Origin of the sequence: Komagataeibacter saccharivorans (genome assembly GCF_004348195.1) — a bacterium.
GTDB classification, from domain to species: Bacteria; Pseudomonadota; Alphaproteobacteria; order Acetobacterales; family Acetobacteraceae; genus Komagataeibacter; species Komagataeibacter saccharivorans.
Map to the genome: position 1 here is coordinate 2,241,518 of NZ_CP036404.1, position 17,425 is coordinate 2,258,942.

Below are 17,425 nucleotides of genomic sequence, written 5' to 3' on the forward strand. Positions count from 1 at the left end.
TCGAATACGGGCTGAACCGGGGGTGTGGCGTAAATTGATTTAGGACGGCTTCCCGCTTGGTGGAACATCTCTGGCGGTCTGCAATGTTGTTACCGCATCCCCCACTGTCCTGTGCTGGCGTACCCACTGCGCCAGTTCCCCCGGGGCCTGCGGACGTGCAAACAGGTAACCCTGCATCACGTCACAGTCCAGTTCTTCCAGCAGCGCGCGCTGTTCCGCCGTCTCGACCCCTTCGCCAACCACGGTCATGCCCAGCCGCCGCCCGATACCGATGACCGCCATGGTCACGGCCTGCACGTTGGTATCGTGTTCAAAATTATGGATGAAGCTGCGGTCCATCTTGATTTCGGTAAGCGGCAGCCGTGTCAGGCGCGACAGCGACGAATACCCCGTGCCGAAATCATCCATCGACAGCCCGCAGCCCAGCGCGCGCACGGCATGCAGCACGCTTTCGGTCTCGTGGCTGCTGTCCATCGTCACACTTTCGGTAATTTCCACCGTCAGCCGCGCGGGGCTGAGGCCGTGGTCCTTCAGCAGCGCGTCGATATAGGCGGGCAGCGTCTGGTTGCGAAAATGCACGGCGGACAGGTTCACGGCCACCGTGGGCACATGGATGCCGTCGCGGTCCCATTTCACGATCTGGCGGCATGCTTCAAGCAGCGCCCACTGGCCGATGGCCTCGATCTGGCCGGTTTCCTCCGCCACCGCGATGAAGCGGGAGGGAAAGATGTTGCCAAGGCGCGGATGATGCCACCGCGCCAGTGCCTCCACCCCCGTCAGTTCCAGCGTATTGATGCGGACCTGTGGCTGGTAATGCAGCTTCAGCATGCCTTCGGCCAGCGAGTCCCGTAGCGCCGAACCAAGGACAAGCCGGTCCTGCGCAAGCTGGCTTTTTGCCGGGCTGGCGAAGCGGAATGCCCCGCGCCGATCCGTGCGGGCCCGTCGCATGGCGGCATTGGCGGTGCTGAGCAGCGATTCACTGTCCGGCCCGTTGGTGGGGAAGATGCTGATGCCGATACTGCATGAAATGGTCAGGGTATTCTGGCCAACCCGCATCGGCCGCGCGATGGTGTCCAGCAGCAGACGGGCGAAATCGGTGGCGTCCTCGTTCGTGCAGTCGGGTGCGATCACCACGAATTCGTTGCCGTTCGAACGGCTGATGATGTCGCCGTCTTTTACGATCGAGCGCAGGCGCTGGGCGATTTCCACCAGAAACTGGTCGGCGTAGATATGGCCCAGCGCATCGTTGATGTCGCGGAAGCGGTCGATATCAAGCATGAAGACCGCAAGCTGCCGGTTGCCTTCCTGCCTGGCGATCAGTTTCTCGATTTCCCGGTGTACGGCGGTGCGGTTGAGCAGGCCGGTCAGCGGGTCAAAATTGGCGAGGTGGGAAATATGTTCCTGCGCCGCGTTCTTTTCAAAGGCCAGCGCGCAGAACGGCACGCAGGCATCGACCACGCGCTGCGCCCATGTATTGGCGCCCTGTTCCACGCGGGTATAAAGGGCAAAAATGCCTTTTACCTGCCCTTCGCCACAATGCACGGGCATGCTGAAACACTGCTGAAGCCCCAGTGAAATGCCAAGGGAGCGGTAGCTGTCCCATACCATATGCGTGGCATGGCGGGCGTCCGCGCGCAGCTTTTCCATTTCCGGGCCGGAAACCGGCAGGCTTTCCAGTGCGCTCCGGTAACGGTTGGGCAGGGTGGGGCTGGCCAGCACGAGCAATGACCCGTCCGGCTCGATCAGCAGGAAGGCCGCCACCGCGTCGGGCACAAAACTTTCCACCCGGCGGCACATGAGGTCGGCCACATCCTGCATGAGCGTGTTGCTGGCCAGAGCGCGTAACACGTCATTCTGTAAAATCAGGATCTTGTGCTGCTGGCACGCGCTGGTGACATTCTTCATCACCCCCGTGTAAAAACAGCGCCCCGTATCCGCATTGACGCGCGACAGGGAAAGTTCACCGCAGATGTTCATCCCGTCGCTGCGGGTAAAGGCCACTTCATGTGTAGCGTCGCCCTCGGCTACCGTGCTGTCACTGCTGCGATTGATGAAAGCTTCATAGCGGCTGCGATGCGGTTGCGGCAGCAGCGTGTCCATCGACTGGCCCAGCACGTCCTGCCTGTCGAGGCCCCACAGTTTTTCCGCAGCCCTGTTGAACAGGATCACCCGGCCTGCGTCATCAATGATAATGGTTGCATCAGCGGCCTGCTCCAGTGCCAAAATCAGGACTTCGGCACTCAGTTTAGGCTTTGGCATTGATCTACCTCGCACAAGGGGTAAGGGCGATCCGCCATCACGCGCCAACGCACGGGGTCGCGCAGTCTCAAATGGTCAGGACGGGTATGGTCCCGTCCCATATTCTCAATATGGCCAGTATACAGGATTGGCGGCAATGGTGCATGGGTATCACATGTGGATGGCACAGACATCACATACCAGTTTAGATAATACTTATTCTATACTTGTATAATTTATCGCCATATCCTGCCCGCAATGGCACTGTAGCTGTCAGTTGGATCAGCAGTGAACCGGATTACCTGTCAGGTCCGGCGCCAGGCGTGCAGTTTCTGTCCGCACAACCCGAACAGCCGCCACATCCTGTCCGGTTGCGGGGCCGGCTGCGGCGGTCGGCATAATGGATCATGGCCGCCGGTGCATGCAGCCCGCGCAGGATGGCTGTCATGCTGCTCCATCCCCTGCGGCTGGCGGCAGGAAACAGTCGCCCGGCCCAGTACAGCCCACAGGCCAGCACCATCGCGCAGGCCAGCACTGTCTGGATGATGTGGTGGGGCCCCATCAGAACATCCGGGCGATGTGATAGGTCAGGAACGATGCGGCGTAGGCAAGGGCGAACAGGTAACCCGCGGCGATGGCGACCACCCGCCACGATGCGGTTTCGCGCCGGATGACGGCCAGTGTCGCGACACATTGCGGTGCGTAGACATACCATGCCAGCAGGGACAGGGCGGTTGGCACGCCCCAGTGCGTGGGCAGCATCTGGCCAAGCTGAAGTGCCGCCTGATCCGTATCGGTGCCCGAGCCAAGGGAATAGACGGTGGCCAGCGCGCCTACCGCCACCTCACGCGCGGCGAGACCGGGGATCAGCGCGACGCAGATCTGCCAGTTGAAACCCAGCGGGGCGAAAACCGGCAGCATAAGATGGCCGATCCTGCCCGCGAAGCTCCAGTCGATTGCCGGACCCTGCGCGCCTGCGGGCGGGGCGGGAAAGCTGGAAAGCCCCCACAGCATGACGGTAAGCGAGACAATGGTCGTGCCTACGCGCAAAAGGAATATGCGCGCCCGTTCCCACAGCCCCAGCGCCAGATCGCGGGGGTTGGGTACCCGGTAGGCGGGCAGTTCCATAAGCAGCGTGGCTTCCTGCCGGTCGGCATTGCGCCAGCGCAGTACGCGCGCGACCACCAGGGCGGAAGCAATGGCTACTGCGTACAGGCCGAACAGGACCAGCCCCTGAAGGTTCAGGAAATGGGCGATGTTACGATGCGGTATGAAGGCCCCGATCAGCAGCGTATAGACCGGCAGGCGCGCCGAACACGTCATGAGCGGGGCGATCAGGATCGTGACCAGCCGGTCGCGCGGATTCTGGATCGTGCGCGTGGACATGATGCCTGGTACCGCGCAGGCGAAGCTGGACAGCAGCGGAATGAAGGATCGCCCGCTCAGCCCGGCAAAGGACATGAGCCGGTCGAGCAGGAAGGCCGCGCGGGGCAGGTACCCCGATTCCTCCAGCACCAGTATCCATGCGAACAGGATCAGGATCTGTGGCAGGAATGTCACCACGCTGCCCGCGCCCGCGATCACGCCATCCACGATCAGGCTGCGCAGGACGCCATCGGGCATGAGCGTGCCGATCTTCTGCCCCAGCATCCCCATGCCCGCATCGATTGCATCCATAAGGGGCTGTGCCCAGGCAAATACCGCCTGAAACATGAAGAACAGCAGCACGATCAGGATGACCGGCCCCCACACCGGATGCAGCACCCAGCGGTCAAGCCGTTCCTCGATCCGGTCGGACAGGGGGGAAGACTGCGTCACGCAGTCCGACAGGATCTGGCGCACCAGCGCGTGCAGGTCCGTGCCTTCGGGCAGTGGCGCGGGTACGGGGGGTGGCGTCCCGTCCAGTTCCGCCAACAGTTCGCGCGCGCCGTCGCGCCGGACGCCGATCGTGGGGATCACCACCATGCCCAGTTCCGCCTGCAGGCGCGGCAGGTCGATTTCCATGCCGTTGCGTCTGGCGGCGTCGATCATGTTCAGCGCCAGCACAAGGGGACGGCCCATGGCCCGCATTTCCAGCACGAAACGCAGGTGCAGCCGCAGGTTGGTGGCGTCCGCCACGCAGACCAGCAGGTCGGGTGCGGCCTCCCCGCGATAGGTCCCAGCACAGACATCGCGCGTTACCGCTTCATCGGGGCTGGTGGCGTTCAGGCTGTACGCGCCAGGCAGGTCCAGCAGCCGGATACGGCGGCCCCCGGGTGTGGTAAACCAGCCTTCCTTGCGTTCGACCGTCGCGCCGGCATAGTTCGCCACTTTCTGCCGGCTGCCGGTCAGCAGGTTGAACAGGGCGGTCTTGCCACAGTTCGGATTGCCGACCAGCGCGATGTTCAGGGTGGTCATGCCAGTTCTTTCACCGGGTGGATAACCACGCGGTCCGCTTCCGTGCGACGCAGGGCGAAGCGGGTAAACCCGATGCGCACCGCCAGCGGATCGCCCCCCAGCGGGGCGGTTGCGACCACCCGCACCGGTTCACCCGGCACGAATCCCAGTTCCCGCAGGCGCCGCGCGACGGGGTCGGTTTTGGCATGATCGTCCACGTGGTCGATTATGGCATCGGTGCCACGTGGCAGGTCGCTCAGTCGCATTGGCGGGTTTAATCCGGACAATATAAGTAAGTAATAATAATTATTATTAAATATGAACCGTAATGGTGTCCATCATCTTTGTCCCGATCCCTGTGCTGCCACCATTACGGGTATGTTTACCCTGCATGCGCCGCCATGTTCATGATGGACACGCCGCCAGCACGTGAAAGAACGTGCCCGATACATAACCACGTCGCCCACCACCCGCGCCGCGTTCCACACCATAGCCATCGCGCATGTCGGCCAGTGCCTCGTCATGGCCGGGGTCAGTCACCGTGGCATAGTGGAATTCGTGCCCGCGTAGCGTATCTCCCGCCCGGCCTATGGCGCAGTCATGGCGCAGTGTGGCGGCACGGTAGCCAAGGTTCATGCGACGGGTGGCGAAGGACGTGGCATGACCCAGCAGGCCGGTCATGCGATGGGTCTGGCCGGTTTTATCGGTCAGACTCTGGCCCAGCACCATGAAGCCCCCGCATTCCCCATGCACGGGCCGGGTGGCGGCGAAACGGGACAGCACACCCCGGAAGTTTTCCGCTGCCGCCAGTTGGCCCGCATGCAGTTCGGGATAGCCACCGGGCAGCCAGCAGGCATCGCAGTCATCCGCCGGGCCTTCGTCATTCAGGGGGGAAAAGGAATGCAGTTCCGCCCCCGCCGCGCGCCAGCTTGCGGCGATATGGCCATACAGAAAGGAAAAGGCGGCATCATCCGCCACCGCAATCCGCTGGCCCGGCGGGGATAGCGCGACGGTGGCGCCCCCCATCGGGGCGATGCGCGGGGGTGCTGCGCATGCGATGATGGCGTCAAGGTCCAGATCGCGCCGGGCCTGCGCGGCCAGACGTGCGGCCAGTTGATGCAGCCCGTCATGTTCGCGCGCCTGTACCAGTCCCAGATGCCGTTCGGGCATCTGCAACTGCGCATCCCGCCCGAACGCGCCCAGAACGGGGATGCCGGTTGCGGTAATGGCCTGTGTCGCCATCGCGGCATGACGGGGGGAGCCAACACGGTTCAGGATGACGCCCGCCACCCGCACCGCCGGGTCCAGCGTTGCAAAACCCAGCGCCGTCGCCGCCGCCGACTGGCCCTGACCGGAAATGTCCAGCACCAGCACCACCGGCAGGCCGTAGCGCGCGGCGATGTCCGCGGGCGCTCCCCGGGCGCCATCCGGCCCCAGCAGCCCGTCAAACAGCCCCATGGAGGCTTCCGTTACCAGCATGTCGCAGCCGGACAGGCTGCGCGCCATCACATTGTCCAGCAGGGCAGGCGGCATGGCCCAGCTATCGAGATTGAGGCTGGCATGACCTGTCAGGGCCTCATGGAACGCAGGGTCGATATAGTCCGGTCCCGTCTTTGCCCCGCGCACGGCCACGCCGCGGTCCCGCAGGGCGGCAAGCAGGGCCAGCGTCAGGGTCGTCTTGCCACCGCCCGAACGTGGGGCGGCTATCATCAGGCCTCGTGTCATCATGTCCGTTCCTGCTAGACCGTGGCGACGGAACCCATGCCGTTGCCTGCCATCCTAGTTATCCGTATCGGAAAAGAAGGTCATCCCGATGGAGCGTTCCCATACCAGCCTGCGTCGGGGCTGGACTACAGGCAGTTGCGCCACTGCTGCCGCCCGTGCCGCGTGGGGCGGCCTGTGCGGGCCCGGTTTTCCAGACCCCGTAACCATAACGCTTCCGGGCGGCCAGCATGTCGCCTTTGCCCTTGCCGCCCATGGATATGAGGGGGATAGCGCATGGGCGGAGGTGGTCAAGGACGCGGGCGACGATCCGGACGTGACCCATGGCGCACATGTGCGCGCTACCGTCCGTCATGCGCCACCGGGCAGCGGGGTGGTATTTCGCGCGGGCGAGGGGGTGGGCACCGTCACCCTGCCGGGCCTGCCGCTACCGCCGGGGGAGCCTGCCATCAATCCCGTCCCGCGCCACATGATCCGCACGGCATTGAGTGCCGTGAGCGGGTATGAGCCGGATGTGGAAGTCACCGTCTCCATCCCCGGCGGGCAGGATATGGCGCGGCATACGCTTAATGGCCGTCTGGGTATTGTGGGGGGACTGTCGGTCCTGGGCACGACGGGCATCGTGGTGCCATTTTCCTGCGCCGCGTGGATTGACAGCATCCATCGTGGCGTGGACGTGGCGCGCGCGCTCGGGCTGCGGCATGTGGCGGGCTGCACGGGCGATGTGTCGGAACGGGCGACACAGGCGCTGTATGGCCTGCCGCCCGAAGCCATGCTGGAAATGGGTGATTTTGCCGGGGGGCTGCTCAAATACCTGCGCCGCCACCCCGTGGACCACATTACGGTGGCGGGGGGCGTGGCCAAGATGACCAAGCTGGCGCAGGGTTTTCTGGACCTGCATTCCCGCCGGGGACAGGCCGATATGGGACGTGTGGCGGATCTTGCCCGCGCACAGGGTGCGACGGCAGGTGTGGTGGCGGACATTGCGCGCTCCCATTCCGTCGCGGCGGCCTTTGCCCTTGCGATCGAAGCGGGGGTGCCCCTTGGCCCGGTCGTGGCGCGGGCTGCGTGGCAGACTGCATGCGATGTGCTGGCGGGCGCGGACTGCATGCTGGATGTGCTGTTGTTCGATCGCGCGGGCCAGATGGTGGCCCGCCATGGCCCGCATCCCGTTACGCGGTAACCGGCCTGCTGGCTCAGGAACGGAAGCGGCGGTGATAGTCGGGGTTGTAGAGCGCGCTTTCGCGGAAATCATGCGTGCCCAGCGCGCGCCCGACCAGAACGAGCGCCGTGCGCTCGATGGGATTTTCGGCAAGCTGTTCGCTTATGTCGCCCAATGTGCCGCGTAACACCAACTGGTCCGGCCATGTCGCCCGCGCCACGATGGCGACCGGACAGTCCGCGCCATAAAACGGGATCAGGTCGGCTACGATCTGGTCCAGCACATGGATGGCCAGATGGATCGCAAGCGTTGCTCCCGTTGCGCCAAAGGCGGCCAGTTTTTCACGTTCCGGCATGGCGGAGGCCCGGCCGCTGACACGCGTCAGCACCACGCTCTGCGCGACTTCCGGCACGGTCAGTTCACGTCCCAGCACGGAGGCGGCGGCGGCAAACGCCGGTACGCCCGGTGTCATGGTCCACGGGATGTTATTGCGGTCCAGCCTGCGGATCTGTTCGGCCACGGCGCTGTAGACCGACAGGTCGCCCGAATGCAGGCGCGCCACGTCCTGTCCCGCCGCATGGGCGCGGATATATTCCTGCTCGATCAGGTCCAGCGTCAGCGGGGCGGTATCCACCAGCCGCGCATCGTCCGGGCAGTGTTCCAGCATTTCCACGGGTACGATCGAACCCGCGTACAGACAGACCGGGCATTTCGCCAGAAGGTCGCGCCCGCGCAGGGTCAGCAGGTCGGCAGCGCCTGGCCCGGCGCCGATGAAGTGTACGGTCATGCATCCTCTCCCTGTGCCATGGCACATGTTGCGTGGGTGCCGGTCAGGCGCGGCACGACAAGTCTCGATCGCGGTCCCGCCACCGCAAGGGCGCACCCTTCCGCAACGGAAGCTACGCCAGTAGCCGCCAGCGCCCGGGCGGAATGGCTGATGCAGCGGGGCTGCGCGGCCAGCAACTGCGCCCGTGTCACCCCGCGCAGCATCAGGCCCAGATGGGCGACGGCGGCCCGCAGGCCGGGCTCGTCGTACCGGAAGGCGGGCACGGCCACAAGGTCCGCCTGCCTGCCGCAGCACTCCTGCGCCGCATGGAGCAGGTCAAGGATCACCTGCCTGTCACACCCGCTGCGCAGGCCCAGTCCGGCCACGATCATGCGCGCGCGCCATCAGGACGCTGCGCGGCATATAGCGTGACGGTCATGCCGGGCCGGAAACCGTGGAAACGTCCGATCTGTTCCAGTCGCTCGACCTGCATGCGCGTCAGCGTGCCGCCCCAACGTGCATGGGCGGCGGCCAATGCCGTCTCGCTTTCCAGCGTCACGGCATTGGCGACCAGCCTGCCACCGGGGCGCAGCGCCTGCCACGCCGCCTCCAGCATGCCCGGATTGCTGGTGCCGCCACCGATGAAAATGGCGTCGGGCGCGTCCACACCGTCGGCCAGCATCTGTGTGAGGACAGCCGGGGCCTCGCCTGCAACGACGCGCAGGGCGGGCACGCCCAGGCTGAGCGCGTTGCGTGCGATGCGCGCGCCGCGCGTGGCCGATTTTTCAATGGCGATGGCCCGGTTGGCGGGGTGGCGCAGCATCCATTCGATGCCGATCGAACCCGATCCACCGCCAATATCCCACAGCATTTCCCCCCGCCGGGGTGCAAGGGCGGACAGGGTGGCGGCACGGATTTCACGCTTCGTAATCTGCCCGTCATGCTCGAACAGTTCATCCGGCAGCCCGCAGGCCAGCGGAATGACATGCGCGTCCCGCTCCGCCACGATTTCCAGCGCCATAAGGTTCAGCCGGGGGATGGATGCTGCCCTGTCGCCTGCCAGCGCGGCAACCGTCAGGACCTCATGCGTCTGCTCCGCTCCGCCCAGCGCGCCAAGGATATGAAGCGTGGAAGCCCCAAAACCGCGCTGGTCCAGCCACCGTGCGAAGGCAGCGGGCGTATGTTCATCGGCGGACAGGACAACCAGCCGCGCGCTGGGCTGGAGGGAGGGCGCGCAGGCTTCCATCGGGCGACCGCATAGCGACAGCACGGCCACGTCCTGTTCCGCCCAGCCCAGCAGGTTGCACGCCAGCGCGACCGAGGACGGAGCGGGCAGGCAGACCATTTCACCCATCGGGACATGGCGGCGCAGCGTGACCCCGACGCCGAACAGGAACGGATCGCCCGATGCCAGCACACAGACCGTCCTGCCGCGCCATGTCAGCAGTTCCGCTACACCCGCGGCAAAGGGATGCGGCCACGGCAGCATGCGTCCCGTAATAAGGGATTCGGCCAGTTCCAGATGACGCGCGCCGCCCGCCACCAGTTCCGCACCGGCGATCAGCGCACGGCTGGCGGCGGACAGCCCCTCGACACCGTCTTCCCCAATGCCGATAACGTGCAGCCATGGCGTGTTCATGCGGCACCCATCGCGCATGCAGGAGGATAGGGATGCGGGTTCTGGTTCTGGGCGGCACTACGGAGGCACGTGCGCTTTACGGCCTGCTGGAAGCACGGACCGGGCGCTTTCAGGCTACCGTTTCCCTTGCCGGGGCGACGCGCGCGCCGGTGCTGCCCGCGCTGGATGTACGCATCGGCGGGTTCGGCGGCATGGCGGGACTGCGGGCATGGCTGGAAACCCATGGTATCGAGGCGGTCATTGACGCCACCCATCCCTTTGCCGCGCAGATCAGTGGCAATGCGGTACAGGCCTGTACGCAGGCGGGCGTGCCGCTGCTGCGGGTGGAGCGGCCCGGCTGGACACCCGTTGCGGGCGATGACTGGACCCTCGTGCCCGACATGCAGGCCGCAGCCTGTGCGCTGGGCACGGTGCCCCGGCGCGTGCTGCTGACGGTCGGGCGCAAGGATCTGCTGCCCTTTGCCACGATGGACCGGCATGACTGGCTGCTGCGTAGCGTGGACCGGCCCGATTCCGCCCTGCTGCCGCCGGGCGCGCGGGTGCTGCAGGCGCGTGGTCCCTTTGATGAGGCGGCGGAGGAAACCCTGCTGCGCACCGAACGGATTGACGTGATCGTCACCAAGAATTCCGGTGGCATGGCCACGGCGGGCAAACTTGTCGCCGCGCGCAGGCTGGGGGTGGCGGTAATCATGGTCGCCCGGCCCGTTCTTGCCCCGGCCCCGGTCGTGCCCGACGCCACGGCCGCCATGGCATGGCTGGACGCCCTGCATGATCACGGCGCGTCCACCCTGCGTGACGTGTAAAGCCACTGGCCCCCATCCGCCCGGTTGATGACATGGGTCAGCGGGCAGCCGATCAGCACCAGCGTGCTCATGTCCACCTGTTCGGGGTCGGCACTGGCGATGTCGGTCAGGATAACGCGTTCATCGGGCCTGCCGATGGCACGGGCGAAGGCGACCGGCACGGTGGGGGGCAGGATGGTGCGCAGCAGGTCCAGTGCTTCGCCGAGCTGGTCGGGTCGTGCGCGGGAGCGGGGATTATAGAGCGCGATGACCAGCCCCGCCTGTGCCGCCGCCGCCAGCCTGCGATGGACGACCTCACGCGGCTTGAGGTTGTCGGACAGGGAAATGACGCAGAAATCCCCCCCCAGCGGCGCACCCAGCCGTGCCGCCGCCGCCAGTACGGCGGAAATGCCGGGAATGACGGTTACCTCAACCCCGCGCCATGCGGCGGGGCCGTGGTCGATGGCCTCGAACACGGCGCTGGCCATGCCGAATACGCCCGCATCACCACCCGATACGACCGCCACGACCCGCCCCGCCAGCGCCAGTTCCACGGCATGGCGGGCACGATCCAGTTCCACGCGGTTGTCGCTTGCATGCCGTATCACTTCCGGCCCGGCCTGAACGCGGGCGACGTAGGGTGCGTAACCGATCAGGTCGGTTGCCTGCGCCAGCGCCGCATCGGCCTGCGGCGTGCGCTGCGCCAGTGCGCCGGGTCCCAGCCCGACGACAAGGATGCGACCCCGGTTTTCCGTCATCGTGCGTCCTCCCGACCGGGCACGAGGATAATGGAAAAATAGGGGGCAGGCCCCTGCATTTCGGTCAGCTTCATGCAGCGTTGCTGCGGCTGGGTGGCGCGTTCCACGTAGATCGCCCGTTCCTCCCGCCCGGTCTGGCGCAGGGCGGTGCGGATCTTTTCAAGATTGCGGCCCAGTTTCATGATGACGGCGGCATCGGCCTGTTCCAGCCGCGTGGTCAGGGATACGGCATCCAGCGTGCCGGGAATGACGCACAGCACGTCATCGCCATGTACCATCGGGGCCTGCGCCACCGACCAGCATCCGGCCATGGCGGTAATGCCCGGCACGATGGTGCAGGGGAAACGGTCATGCAGGCGGTCGAATACATACATGGCCGATCCGAACAGGAACGGATCGCCCTCGCACAGCAGGGCGACATCCTGCCCGTCACGCAGGCAGGTTGCGATCCGCCCGGCGCAGTCATCGTAGAATCGTGCCATGCGCACCAGATAGGCGGGATCGCTGACCGGGATTTCCGTGGTGAAGGGATAGGCGAAGCGCAGCGTCGTGGCGGTGGGGGAGACCAGATCCCCCGCGATCTCACGGGCATGGCCGGGGCGGTCATGGCGGCAGAACCATGCGACGACCGGGCTTTCGCGCAGCAGGCGCGCGGCCTTCAGGGTCATGAGTTCGGGATCACCCGGTCCCATGCCCAGAATGGACAGGTGGCCAGTGGTCATTCCGCCTCGCTCGCCAGTGCGTTGACGGTCGCCGCCGCCATGGCGCTGCCGCCCAGACGACCACGCACGATGATGAAGGGCAGGTCGCCGAATTCGGCCAGCGCCTCTTTCGATTCGGCGGCCCCGACGAAACCGACCGGCATGCCGATCACCGCCGCGGGCCGTGGCGCGCCTGCCCGGATCATTTCCAGCAGGTGGAACAGTGCTGTCGGTGCATTGCCGATGGCGACGACTGCCCCCGCCAGATCATCGCCCCACAGGTCCATCGCGGCGGCGGAACGGGTATTGCCGATCGTCCGGGCCAGTTCGGGTGTGCGCGGATCGCGCAGCGTGCAGATGACCGGGTTATCGGCGGGCAGGCGCGCACGGGTCACGCCATGGGCGACCATGTTCGCATCACACAGGACCGGCCTGGCCGCCAGCAGGGCGGCGCGTGCGCTGCTGACGAAATCGGGTGACATGCGGACGGCCTGCGCCACGTCCACCATGCCGCAGGCATGGATGATGCGTACGACCACGCGGGCTTCCGCCTCATTCAGGCCGCTGAGGTCCGCTTCGGACCGGATGATGGCAAAGGAACGGGCATAGATCGCCGCCCCGTCATGGATGTAGTCGTACGGTTCCGTTTGCGCGGTCATGCCGGTCCAGTTCTCCCGTTCTGTGGCGAGGCATCGCCCTGTTGCGGGGACCAGCCCCGCACGATGGGATGTATCTGTGCCAGCGAAAGCCCGATGTCTACAGGCGTATCGTCCGCCCGGCCATGCGGACACAGGGCATAGCCATCCTGTCCGGCGACCAGCGTGATGTCGGCGGGGGCCGGATGGGCGCATCCCTTGGTGCAGCCCGATACGTGCAGGCTCACGCCCGGTGGCAGGTCGGGGGCCAGACAGGCCGCATCCGCAATGACGTCGCGCGGCGCACAGCCACAGCCGCGCATGCCGATACAGGCCGATATGCGCAGGCGCGGATCATCGGGTGTGGCGATCAGGCCGGGCACTGGCGGTGGCGCAGCACAGTCTTCCAGTATGATCGCGCGCCACGGGGCAATGCGCATATGGCCGTTGCCTGCGGTTTCGGACCAGTCCGCCACGGCTTCCAGTATGTCGGCGTCAATCGGGCCGGAGGGCAGGACCGCGCCCATGGCATTGCCGGGCAGCGGACCGGCCAGTTGCGGTGTCGCCCCGGTTGCGGCTGGGATTTCCACCGTATCGGCCAGCAGGCCAGACTGCGCAAAGGCCGCGCGTCCCAGTCCCGCATCACGCAGGGGACGGCTACGTGCGCCGGTGGCAGCCAGCGCATGGGCCAGTGCAAGAACCGTGGCGGGAACCCGTGCGCCGGTACAGGGCAGGCCCCGCGCGCCGCATATGACCAGCCAGCCGGTGGGGCAGGCGCGGACAACGATATCGGCGCGCAATGTGCCCGCCGGGATATGGCCGCCGCAGTCAACGGCGATCAGGAATTTGGCAGGCAGTCCGCACAGGGTATCGGCGGTGGCCAGCGCGGCATCAAGCGCACATATGACGGCAGGCGCGTCAGCCGCTGCGTGCGGGTCCAGCCCCGCCAGTGGGGAGAGCAGCAGCCCGCGCCGGGCCTCCGTCGCCGCATCCGCGCTGGCCAGACCGGCGGCGTGCATGTCACGGGCGAAAGCACGCGTGCTGTCGGGTGTCAGGCCGCGCAGTTGCAGGTTGCCCCGGCTGGTCAGTTCGATCAGGCCATTGCCATGCCGCCGCGCCGCCTGCGCGATCTGGCGTGCCTGAAGCGCGGACAGGCGGCCAAGGGGCGGGCGCACGCGTACCAGCCAGCCATCGGCGGCTTCCATGGGGGTATGCAGGCCGGGGCACCAGCCGCGCACGCTGGGGGCGATGGTCATGAAGCATCATCCAGCAGCAGCCCGGCGCTGTTGCTGCGCGGTCGCCACAGGTCGCGCCGCATCGCATCGGCCAGCAGCCGACGGATGGCGGCATGGGCATCGGGATTGGCTTCGCGCAGGAAAGCCTCCATTTCCGGATCGTCCAGCAGCGCGCCGAAAGTCAGGTCGAACTGCCGGTCGAAGCGTGTGGGCAAAGTCGCGGCAAAGCCATGCAGGGCTTCCATGCCGCGCGCGATTTCGGCTGCGCCCCGGTAGCCATGGCGGCGCATGCCCGCAAGCCAGGCCGGGTTGACCAGACGACCGCGCGTCACGCGGGCCACTTCCTGCGCCGTGGCGCGCAGGCGGGGCGTATCCGGGCGGGACGTATCGCCATGCAGCAGGCGCGGCGCATTGCCCAGCATGCCTGCCGCCGCCGCCATGCCGCCTTCATGTGTGGCGATGTCCACGCTTTCCAGAATATCGGTTTCCGCGTTGTCCTGTACATGCAGCATGACTGCCGCCTGCGCCATGCGCTGCGCCAGTGCGGCCGGGTCCTGCCCGCCTTCACGCTGGCCGCCATAGGTCCATGCCGAGCCTGCCAGCCATGCCTGCCCCAGTTCATCGCGTCCGGTCCATGCCCCCCCGGCCAGCAGGTCTTCCACCCCGCTGCCATAGGAACCGGGCGCGGCGCCGAACATGCGCGCGGTGGCGGCGTGGCGGGCCGGGCCGTCCAGTCCGGTGACACTGGCGGCCAGCGGGTTGAGGTCCGGGGCTTCGAAATCGCGCCCCGCAATGGCCTGCACCGCCTGTTCAAACAGGGCGATCTGACCCGGAAAGGCATCGCGGAACAGGCCCGACAGCCGTAGCGTGACATCCACGCGCGGACGGCCCAGTTCGGCCATGGGGACGATCTCGATCCCGGTGATACGGCCCGATGCGTCATCCCATACCGGCCTGACCCCCATAAGCAGCAGCGCAAGGGCCAGATCCTCGCCCCCCGTGCGCAGGCTGGCCGAACCCCACAGGTCGATCACAAGGCTGCGCAGCGGTTCGCCCTGATCCTGAAGATGCCCTTCAATCAGTATGGCGGCGGTGCGTTCGGCCAGCACCAGCGCCGAACGGGTGGGGATGGCGCGCGGGTCCATGGCATACAGGTTGCGTCCCGTGGGCAGCACATCGGCACGCCCGCGCGTGGGCGCGCCAGCCGGGCCTGCGGGAACGAACCGGCCATCCAGCGCGGCCAGCAGCGCATTGCTTTCCGCCTGTCCGCATGCGTGCAGGCGGGTGGCGATTTCCTCGCCATCGGTCATGTTGCACGAATGCGCGATGGCCCGCGCCAGTTCATCCGCCCGTGGCGGCGGGTGGCCAAAGACATGCAGCCCGTCGCGGATCTGCAGGTCCTTCACATCGCACAGATAGGCATCCAGCCGGGCGAGGGCTTCATCCTCATCCCCGTCACGGGCCGCGCCGCTTTCTCCCAGCAGGCCCAGACTGTCCGCGCGTTGCAGGATTTCCCCGCGCAGTATGGCCCCGCGCCTGCGGTCCAGACCATCAGCCGCCGCATATTCATCGATCAGGCGTTCCAGTTCGCCCGTATCGGTCCCGCTGGTGCCGACCGGCACGATGGGGGGCGTCATGTGGCCGATGGTGACGGCCCCCAGCCTGCGCCGGGCGGCGGCGGCCTCGCCGGGGTTATTGACAATGAAGGGATAGATCACCGGCAGCCCGTCCACCAGTAATGACGGCCAGCAGGTGGCGCTGGGCGCAGCAGCCTTGCCCGGCAGCCATTCCAGCGTGCCATGCGTGCCCAGATGCACCATGGCGTCCAGCCCCGCTTCATGGCGCAGCCACAGATAGAAGGCGACATAGGCATGCCGGGGCGGGGTATCGGGATCATGATAGCCCCCGTGCCGGTCGCCCGGTGCGCCCCGGTCGGGCTGCAGCGCCATCAGGATGTTTCCCGCCCGCATGTGGCGCAGGTGAAACATCCCGTCCCGGCAGGCCGGGTCTTCTTCCGGCGTGCCCCAGCAGGTCGTGAGCGCTGCGCGTGATTCCGCAGGCAGGCCGTCAAACCAGCGTTGGTAGGTGGCGATAGAGACAAAGGGCCGCGCGGATGCACGGGCCAGTGCATCCGTAAGCTGCCGTGCGGTAGGCAGCGGGGCCGCACCCGTATCGTATCCGGCGGCGTGCAGCAGGTACACGATGTGTTCGAGGCTTGCGAAACTGTCCAGTCCCACGGCGTGGGCAGCCTGTCCCGTGGGCGCGCCCTGCGCGCCGGGATAGTCGGACAGGATGATGCCCACGTGCCGCGCGTCGGGCCGCGTGTGTCCCAGCCGTGCCCACCCGGCGGCGCGGGCGCATGTCAGCGCGATGCCATCGGGGTAGGGCACATGACGCGCGGGCAGCCCGGGCGCGGCTTCTTCCTTGAAGGAAATGGGACAGGCGGGAATCCGCCCGTCGAGTTCCGGCAGCACCACCTGCATCGCAAGGTCCGCCTGTGACAGGCCGCGCACGCTGTCGCGCCATGTGGCGTAGGGTATACCCGGCTGCTGCACCTGCAGCACCGGCACGCCCGCCATATCCAGCGGACTGTGGCCATCATCGCTGCCCCGCGTGGAAAAGAAGGTGGCGTTGAGGATGATGTCGGGCGGGGCTGCGGCAATCCGGTCCGTCACCACCCGCGCCGACGCGGCATCTTTCAGGGAGGTGACATAAAGCAGGTCAGCCCCGATGCCGTGTCCGGCCAGAGCGGAGGCCAGTTCCATGATGGGGGCGATATCCGCCGCCAGCAGATGCGTGCGGTAGAACACCACCATTGCACGTAGCGGCAGGGCGGGGTCGGCTGCGTGCAGCAGTTCCGCCGGGGGCAGGGGAATGGTGGGCGTATCCACATCCGGCCCGCATCCGGCCAGATGCGCCATGACCCGCAGGGCGGTTGCCATGTTGGCGCTGCCGCCCGTGCGCATGAGGGCATCAAGCCGCGCGCGCGTGGCGTCCCCCACGGTGGAAAGCCGCGCCAGGCGCGGGTCATCGCGCCCATCCCCGGACAGGAAGGCCAGCGGGATATTCGCCTGACCGCATGCGCGCGCCAGTTCTTCCGCCCCGTAACGCCAGTAATCCAGACCCCCCAGCAGCCGCACCACCACGCAGCGCGAATCCGTGATGGTATCGGCTACATACAGGTCGATCGACATCGGGTGCAGCAGCCGCGACAGGGTGACGGTGCACAGGCTGGCAGCCGGAGCGTCCGCCGCCGCATGGGCGGCGTTCAGGCACAGCAGGTCGCTGTCCGAAAAGGACAGGAACACGATATCCGCCGGGGCATGCCCCAGATCTTCCGCCTGATCGCCGTCGTCGAGCGTGCGGACCTCGCGTGCCAGCAGATGCATGGTGCCTGTCCCGTCCTGCTGC

The 17,425-nt window shown here is 66.7% G+C and carries 15 protein-coding genes; 2 read left to right on the top strand and 13 right to left on the bottom strand.

What is annotated here, in order from left to right; all coding sequences use genetic code 11:
• Positions 1 to 39: 39 nt before the first annotated feature.
• The 5 genes from KSAC_RS10300 to KSAC_RS10320 all read right to left on the bottom strand — a co-directional run bounded on the left by KSAC_RS10300 (position 40) and on the right by KSAC_RS10320 (position 6,339).
• On the bottom strand, positions 40 to 2,259 hold the full coding sequence (locus tag KSAC_RS10300) for an EAL domain-containing protein (RefSeq protein ID WP_132305311.1): 2,220 nt from the start codon (positions 2,257 to 2,259) through the stop codon (positions 40 to 42).
• 277 nt (positions 2,260 to 2,536) lie between these two features.
• Entirely contained in the window at positions 2,537 to 2,800 is a 264-nt protein-coding gene (locus KSAC_RS10305; RefSeq protein ID WP_132305313.1) for a DUF6587 family protein, read from the bottom strand.
• Positions 2,800 to 4,635, bottom strand: coding sequence for a ferrous iron transport protein B (gene feoB, locus KSAC_RS10310; protein ID WP_132305315.1), 1,836 nt, complete (start codon positions 4,633 to 4,635; stop codon positions 2,800 to 2,802). Before feoB ends, KSAC_RS10305 begins: the two co-directional genes overlap by 1 nt.
• Positions 4,632 to 4,880: a FeoA family protein gene (locus KSAC_RS10315; RefSeq protein ID WP_132305317.1), complete on the bottom strand. Its 249-nt coding sequence runs from the start codon at positions 4,878 to 4,880 to the stop codon at positions 4,632 to 4,634. The genes feoB and KSAC_RS10315 overlap by 4 nt, the downstream gene beginning before the upstream one ends.
• Before the next feature lie 139 nt (positions 4,881 to 5,019).
• Complete coding sequence (locus KSAC_RS10320) at positions 5,020 to 6,339, bottom strand: cobyrinate a,c-diamide synthase (protein WP_243705371.1); 1,320 nt, start codon at positions 6,337 to 6,339, stop codon at positions 5,020 to 5,022.
• Between the two features lie 88 nt (positions 6,340 to 6,427).
• On the opposite strand from KSAC_RS10320, the gene KSAC_RS10325 reads away from it, so the two are divergent.
• On the top strand, positions 6,428 to 7,519 hold the full coding sequence (locus KSAC_RS10325) for a cobalt-precorrin-5B (C(1))-methyltransferase (RefSeq protein WP_132305319.1): 1,092 nt from the start codon (positions 6,428 to 6,430) through the stop codon (positions 7,517 to 7,519).
• 13 nt (positions 7,520 to 7,532) lie between these two features.
• Here the strand turns inward: KSAC_RS10325 and cobM are convergent, their stop codons facing one another.
• From cobM to cbiE, 3 genes are read right to left on the bottom strand one after another with little or no spacing between them, the layout of a single operon-like run.
• On the bottom strand, positions 7,533 to 8,285 hold the full coding sequence (gene cobM, locus KSAC_RS10330) for a precorrin-4 C(11)-methyltransferase (protein WP_110548018.1): 753 nt from the start codon (positions 8,283 to 8,285) through the stop codon (positions 7,533 to 7,535).
• Positions 8,282 to 8,656 (bottom strand): cobalamin biosynthesis protein, encoded by a 375-nt coding sequence (locus KSAC_RS10335; protein ID WP_132305320.1) that lies wholly within the window; start codon positions 8,654 to 8,656, stop codon positions 8,282 to 8,284. The genes cobM and KSAC_RS10335 overlap by 4 nt, the downstream gene beginning before the upstream one ends.
• Positions 8,653 to 9,903: a precorrin-6y C5,15-methyltransferase (decarboxylating) subunit CbiE gene (gene cbiE / locus KSAC_RS10340; RefSeq protein WP_132305321.1), complete on the bottom strand. Its 1,251-nt coding sequence runs from the start codon at positions 9,901 to 9,903 to the stop codon at positions 8,653 to 8,655. Before cbiE ends, KSAC_RS10335 begins: the two co-directional genes overlap by 4 nt.
• A 32-nt stretch (positions 9,904 to 9,935) precedes the next feature.
• On the opposite strand from cbiE, the gene KSAC_RS10345 reads away from it, so the two are divergent.
• A complete protein-coding gene (locus KSAC_RS10345) occupies positions 9,936 to 10,706 on the top strand; it encodes a cobalt-precorrin-6A reductase (RefSeq protein ID WP_132305322.1) in 771 nt (256 codons plus the stop codon).
• On the opposite strand, the gene cobJ is transcribed toward KSAC_RS10345, so the two are convergent.
• Genes cobJ through cobN form a run of 5 tightly spaced genes read right to left on the bottom strand, consistent with a single transcriptional unit; the run spans position 10,676 to position 17,403 of the window.
• Positions 10,676 to 11,443: a precorrin-3B C(17)-methyltransferase gene (cobJ, locus tag KSAC_RS10350; protein ID WP_132305323.1), complete on the bottom strand. Its 768-nt coding sequence runs from the start codon at positions 11,441 to 11,443 to the stop codon at positions 10,676 to 10,678. The two genes, KSAC_RS10345 and cobJ, sit on opposite strands and share 31 nt — an antisense overlap.
• On the bottom strand, positions 11,440 to 12,165 hold the full coding sequence (locus KSAC_RS10355) for a precorrin-2 C(20)-methyltransferase (protein WP_102325092.1): 726 nt from the start codon (positions 12,163 to 12,165) through the stop codon (positions 11,440 to 11,442). Before KSAC_RS10355 ends, cobJ begins: the two co-directional genes overlap by 4 nt.
• Positions 12,162 to 12,803: a precorrin-8X methylmutase gene (locus tag KSAC_RS10360; RefSeq protein WP_132305324.1), complete on the bottom strand. Its 642-nt coding sequence runs from the start codon at positions 12,801 to 12,803 to the stop codon at positions 12,162 to 12,164. Before KSAC_RS10360 ends, KSAC_RS10355 begins: the two co-directional genes overlap by 4 nt.
• On the bottom strand, positions 12,800 to 14,035 hold the full coding sequence (gene cobG, locus KSAC_RS10365) for a precorrin-3B synthase (RefSeq protein ID WP_132305325.1): 1,236 nt from the start codon (positions 14,033 to 14,035) through the stop codon (positions 12,800 to 12,802). The genes KSAC_RS10360 and cobG overlap by 4 nt, the downstream gene beginning before the upstream one ends.
• Entirely contained in the window at positions 14,032 to 17,403 is a 3,372-nt protein-coding gene (gene cobN / locus KSAC_RS10370) for a cobaltochelatase subunit CobN (protein WP_132305326.1), read from the bottom strand. The genes cobG and cobN overlap by 4 nt, the downstream gene beginning before the upstream one ends.
• Positions 17,404 to 17,425 lie beyond the last annotated feature (22 nt).

Bases quoted from the DNA above. Each gene is read 5' to 3' on its own strand.
- KSAC_RS10300 (WP_132305311.1), bottom strand. From the start codon at position 2,259: ATGCCAAAGCCTAAACTGAGTGCCGAAGTCCTGATTTTGGCACTGGAG.
- KSAC_RS10320 (WP_243705371.1), bottom strand. From the start codon at position 6,339: ATGACACGAGGCCTGATGATAGCCGCCCCACGTTCGGGCGGTGGCAAG.
- KSAC_RS10335 (WP_132305320.1), bottom strand. From the start codon at position 8,656: ATGATCGTGGCCGGACTGGGCCTGCGCAGCGGGTGTGACAGGCAGGTG.
- KSAC_RS10305 (WP_132305313.1), bottom strand. From the start codon at position 2,800: ATGGGGCCCCACCACATCATCCAGACAGTGCTGGCCTGCGCGATGGTG.
- KSAC_RS10360 (WP_132305324.1), bottom strand. From the start codon at position 12,803: ATGACCGCGCAAACGGAACCGTACGACTACATCCATGACGGGGCGGCG.
- KSAC_RS10325 (WP_132305319.1), top strand. From the start codon at position 6,428: ATGGAGCGTTCCCATACCAGCCTGCGTCGGGGCTGGACTACAGGCAGT.
- cobM (WP_110548018.1), bottom strand. From the start codon at position 8,285: ATGACCGTACACTTCATCGGCGCCGGGCCAGGCGCTGCCGACCTGCTG.
- KSAC_RS10355 (WP_102325092.1), bottom strand. From the start codon at position 12,165: ATGACCACTGGCCACCTGTCCATTCTGGGCATGGGACCGGGTGATCCC.
- cbiE (WP_132305321.1), bottom strand. From the start codon at position 9,903: ATGAACACGCCATGGCTGCACGTTATCGGCATTGGGGAAGACGGTGTC.
- cobG (WP_132305325.1), bottom strand. From the start codon at position 14,035: ATGACCATCGCCCCCAGCGTGCGCGGCTGGTGCCCCGGCCTGCATACC.
- cobN (WP_132305326.1), bottom strand. From the start codon at position 17,403: ATGCATCTGCTGGCACGCGAGGTCCGCACGCTCGACGACGGCGATCAG.
- feoB (WP_132305315.1), bottom strand. From the start codon at position 4,635: ATGACCACCCTGAACATCGCGCTGGTCGGCAATCCGAACTGTGGCAAG.
- KSAC_RS10345 (WP_132305322.1), top strand. From the start codon at position 9,936: ATGCGGGTTCTGGTTCTGGGCGGCACTACGGAGGCACGTGCGCTTTAC.
- KSAC_RS10315 (WP_132305317.1), bottom strand. From the start codon at position 4,880: ATGCGACTGAGCGACCTGCCACGTGGCACCGATGCCATAATCGACCAC.
- cobJ (WP_132305323.1), bottom strand. From the start codon at position 11,443: ATGACGGAAAACCGGGGTCGCATCCTTGTCGTCGGGCTGGGACCCGGC.